The following is a 3213-nucleotide window of genomic DNA, read 5'->3' on the forward strand; positions in this document are numbered from 1 at the left end:
AAGCACGGCAGCTTCCTACCCTCGCAGGCAGTCTCCCACCAACTACTCTCGGCGTTAAGAAGCTTAACTGCTGTGTTCGGCATGGTTACAGGTGTTTCCTTCTTGCTTTTGCCACCGTACTTTCTCTTTGAGCTTTTACACTCAAAACTAAATATAATCCACTACTTAAACCTTTAACTCTCTTCCCAAATTGCCTTCGCTTTTGGTCAAGTCCTCGACTGATTAGTACTAGTCCGCTCCAAACCTCACGGCTCTTCCACTCCTAGCCTATCTACCTCTTAGTCTTTGAGGTGTCTTACTACTTTCGTATGGGAAATCTCATCTTGAGGGGGGCTTCGCACTTAGATGCTTTCAGCGCTTATCCCTGCCATACTTAGCTACCCAGCTATGCCTTTGGCAAGACAACTGGTACACCAGCGGTATGTCCATCCCGGTCCTCTCGTACTAAGGACAGCTCCTCTCAAATTTCCAACGCCCACGACGGATAGGGACCGAACTGTCTCACGACGTTCTGAACCCAGCTCGCGTGCCGCTTTAATGGGCGAACAGCCCAACCCTTGGGACCTACTTCAGCCCCAGGATGCGACGAGCCGACATCGAGGTGCCAAACCTCCCCGTCGATGTGAACTCTTGGGGGAGATAAGCCTGTTATCCCCAGGGTAGCTTTTATCCGTTGAGTGATGGCCCTTCCATGCGGTACCACCAGATCACTAAGCCCGACTTTCGTCCCTGCTCGAGTTGTCTCTCTCGCAGTCAAGCTCCCTTATACCTTTACACTCTGTGAATGATTTCCAACCATTCTGAGGGAACCTTTGGGCGCCTCCGTTACTCTTTAGGAGGCGACCGCCCCAGTCAAACTGCCCATCTGACACTGTCCCATGCCTCGCTTAGAGGCCCTGGTTAGAGCAGCCATCAAACAAGGGTAGTATCCCAACATTGCCTCTGATAATACTGGCGTACTATCTTCTCTGGCTCCTACCTATCCTGTACATGTTTAACAGCTGCCCAATATCAAATTGCAGTAAAGCTCCATGGGGTCTTTCCGTCCTGTCGCGGGTAACCCGCATCTTCACGGGTATTATAATTTCACCGAGTCTCTCGTTGAGACAGTGCCCAAATCATTACACCTTTCGTGCAGGTCGGAACTTACCCGACAAGGAATTTCGCTACCTTAGGACCGTTATAGTTACGGCCGCCGTTTACTGGGGCTTCAGTTCGCTGCTTCGCTTGCGCTAACAGCTCTCCTTAACCTTCCAGCACCGGGCAGGTGTCAGCCCCTATACGTCGTCTTTCGACTTTGCAGAGACCTGTGTTTTTGATAAACAGTTGTTTGGGCCTATTCACTGCGGCTGGCTCTTACACCAGCACCCCTTCTCCCGAAGTTACGGGGCTATTTTGCCGAGTTCCTTAACGAGAGTTCTCTCGCTCACCTTAGTGTTCTCCACTCGACTACCTGTGTCGGTTTGCGGTACGGGTACGTTAGCTCTCACTAGAAGCTTTTCTTGGCAGTGTGACTTCCGAACCTTCGCTACTTTTATTTCGCTCCTCGTCACGCCTTATGCTTTTCTACAATAAGCATTTGACTCATTGTTACACTTGACGCTTGAACATGGTCTTCCAATCCCATGCGTTCTTTGCCTCCTGCGTCCCTCCTTCGTTGTTAACGATCTAACGCAGTACAGGAATTTCTACCTGTTGTCCATCGACTACGCCTTTCGGCCTCGCCTTAGGTCCCGACTTACCCTGGGCGGACGAGCCTGCCCCAGGAAACCTTAGTCTTTCGGCGGATAGGATTCTCACCTATCTTTCGCTACTCATACCGGCATTCTCACTTCTAAACGCTCCATTTATCCTCTCGATTAAACTTCTCCGCATTTAGAACGCTCTCCTACCACGCATTATTGCTAATGCATCCACAGTTTCGGTACTATGCTTAGCCCCGGTAAATTTTCGGCGCAGCGTCACTCGACTAGTGAGCTATTACGCACTCTTTTAATGATGGCTGCTTCTGAGCCAACATCCTAGTTGTCTACGCAACTCCACATCCTTTTCCACTTAGCATAGATTTTGGGACCTTAACTGGTGATCTGGGCTGTTTCCCTTTCGACTACGGATCTTATCACTCGCAGTCTGACTCCAGTGCTTTGATATCTGGTATTCGCAGTTTATCTGAATTCAGTAACCCCTGACGGGCCCTTCGTCCAAACAGAGCTCTACCTCCATTATCATCCTCGCACCAGGCTAGCCCTAAAGCTATTTCGGAGAGAACCAGCTATCTCCAAGTTCGTTTGGAATTTCACCGCTACCCACAACTCATCCCCGCAATTTTTAACTTACGTGGGTTCGGTCCTCCAGTGCGCTTTACCGCACCTTCAACCTGGTCATGGGTAGGTCACTTGGTTTCGGGTCTACATCAAATAACTCTTTCGCCCTCTTCAGACTCGCTTTCGCTGCGGCTCCGTCCTTTCATGACTTAACCTCGCTATTTAACGTAACTCGCCGGTTCATTCTACAAAAGGCACGCCATCACCCTTTAATGGGCTCTGACTACTTGTAAGCACACGGTTTCAGGTTCTCTTTCACTCCCCTCCCGGGGTTCTTTTCACCTTTCCCTCACGGTACTGGTTCACTATCGGTCACATGTTAGTATTTAGCCTTGCGAGATGGTCCTCGCTGCTTCAATCGGAATTCCTCGTGTTCCGACCTACTCAGGATCCTGCTAGCTGTCTCTTGGATTTCGCTTACGGGGCTCTCACCCTCTTTGGCTTACCTTCCCAGATAATTCTGCTATCCGCCTTACTCACTTTTTGCAGTCCTTCAACCCCAAACAATAAATTGCTTGGTTTGGGCTCTTTCCGTTTCGCTCGCCGCTACTTGGGAAATCGATTTTTCTTTCTCTTCCTGCAGCTACTTAGATGTTTCAGTTCACTGCGTCTCGCCCTTATTAGCTATTTATTCACTAATAAGTAATGCATCGCTGCATTGGGTTCCCCCATTCGGATATCTCCGGATCATTGCTTACTTACTGCTCCCCGAAGCCTTTCGTGGTTCGTCACGTCCTTCTTCGCCTTCATGTGCCTAGGCATTCACCGTGCGCCCTTCTTTTCTTGACCTTACTTTAAGATACTCTCTCGGTCGCTCTTGCAATCTGTTCTCTTTTGATTGTTTCTCGGTTTTTTCTTGGATTATATTTAGTTTTCAATGTACTAACTC

At 49.3% G+C, this 3213-nt stretch carries 2 rRNA genes; both read right to left on the reverse strand.

Features of this window, described 5'->3' with window-relative positions:
• Positions 1-2: 2 nt before the first annotated feature.
• Positions 3-119, reverse strand: a 5S ribosomal RNA gene (gene rrf, locus F5ESL0246_RS08080).
• Between the two features lie 83 nt (positions 120-202).
• A 23S ribosomal RNA gene (locus F5ESL0246_RS08085) occupies positions 203-3113 on the reverse strand.
• Positions 3114-3213: the final 100 nt, after the last annotated feature.

The organism is Lactobacillus sp. ESL0246 (assembly GCF_003692965.1).
Taxonomy (GTDB): domain Bacteria; phylum Bacillota; class Bacilli; order Lactobacillales; family Lactobacillaceae; genus Lactobacillus.